At 63.3% G+C, this 1,607-nt stretch carries 1 protein-coding gene and 1 pseudogene; one reads left to right on the top strand and one right to left on the bottom strand.

Annotated elements, in window-relative coordinates:
- Positions 1-190: 190 nt before the first annotated feature.
- A pseudogene (locus ABZX02_RS43865) lies at positions 191-583 on the bottom strand (IS5/IS1182 family transposase); the annotation flags it as partial.
- A 95-nt stretch (positions 584-678) separates the two neighbouring features.
- Here ABZX02_RS43865 and ABZX02_RS43860 point away from each other — a divergent pair.
- Positions 679-1,374: a hypothetical protein gene (locus ABZX02_RS43860; protein ID WP_355307960.1), complete on the top strand. Its 696-nt coding sequence runs from the start codon at positions 679-681 to the stop codon at positions 1,372-1,374.
- Positions 1,375-1,607 lie beyond the last annotated feature (233 nt).

The raw sequence follows: 1,607 nt of genomic DNA, 5'->3' as shown, positions 1-1,607 counted from the left end.
TGCCGATGAGTGGACGCCGTACGGGTACGTGCCGGGCTTCAGACAGCGGCGGTTGCAGGGTCCCAGACGAGAATCGGGGCGGTGACGGGCACGATGGGTAAGCCGGGATGGGTTCCGGTGACACGGATTTCGGAGCCGCCGAGTGGGAGTGCGGGTGCGCTGATGCGAAGGAGTCCGCCGTTGTTGGGTGGGCTGCGCGCGAACCACCTGGAGCCTTGGTGATGCACCCGTCCACCGCGATTTTCTCCAGCAACAGGCCCACCATGCAGTCGTACGCCTCCAGCGCGATCTGCTTGAACTGGGTGAACAATCCGGCTTGATCCATTCGTCGCATCTGTTGCGGATCGTGATGCCGCGCACGTGGTGTCGGCTATCGCCTCGTACGAACAGCGAACCGCGACATCTAGACGAGCTTCTCGAACACGATCCGATCCGAGATCCGGCGCCGGTGGCAGCCCAGCGGACGGGTGGGATCGATCACTGGTCGAAGTGGGATCAGCGCGCCAAACTGGTCCCACGGTGTGGCAGTCAGCCATGATGGCAACGCGCAGGCACACCTATGGTGATCACGAAGCGCATTCAGCTTCGTGATCACCAAGCCCGTGCCTGCTCCTCATAGCGGGTGAGGCCGCCCCACCCAATCTGCGCGACCTCTTACCTATCTCGAGGAGACGGTCCATGGGGCGAATCACCCCGATCAAGACTCGCTACGCCGGCTACCGGTTCAGGTCCCGCCGGGAGGCCAGGTGGGCGGTCTTCTTCGACACCCTCGGTATCCCATGGCGGTACGAGCCCGAGGGCTTCAGCCTCGGTGATGCCGGAGCGTATCTACCCGACTTCCAGCTCTACCCGAACACCGAGCTGGCAATGTGGTTCGAGGTGAAGGGCGAGTTCCCGACCGACATCGAGGTCCGCAAGGCGCAGGCGCTAAGCACTGGAACGAGTCTCCGGACCTGCATCTACTTCGGCGAGGTGGACTTGCCAGCCCCAGCCAGCTTGACGAACATGAGCCTCAACGAGTTCGTGGACCATGTGCCGGAGTACCGCTGGGTCGACGACATCGGGTGGGCACCTTTCCTCACCGGGCCTGCCAAATGGGAACTTGGCTTCGGACCCACTGCCTACATGATCATCCCTCAAGAAGGTGCAGAGCCCGGCACCTCGCCCTGGTGGTGGACGGATTGCGGCCTCTGCGGCCGGATCATCTTGAAGGTCCACGGCCAGATCGGGTGGTGCCCATACCGCGGCGACGACCTACCCGAGGACCACCTGCTGTACCCAAGCTTTGGCCACGCAACGCCGCGCCTTCAGGCCGCCTACACAGCTGGAAAGTCGGCCCAGTTCGAGTTCGGCGAGACCGGGCATTCAAGCTGACGATACCGCCTTGCCTTGCCTTGCCTTGCCTTGCCGCTCCGACGCCACACCGTCCAGACCAGCACACCTAGTAGTAGTGCTTTGGTAGGTGTTGTTGACCCGGGTCGTTGCGGATGTGGGTGTCTGGGTCTGGACGGGTTGTCGGCAGGTGTGGCAGACGCCTGTCTAGACCGCGAGTAAGGCCTGGAGTTCGCGCAGGACCGCGTAGAAGCTCAGGCCTCCGCAGGGGCTTT

The organism is Lentzea sp. NPDC003310, assembly GCF_040610935.1.
Lineage (GTDB): Bacteria > Actinomycetota > Actinomycetes > Mycobacteriales > Pseudonocardiaceae > Lentzea.
Note: the sequence above shows the minus strand (reverse complement) of the source record. Positions and strands in the feature narration are given on the sequence as shown.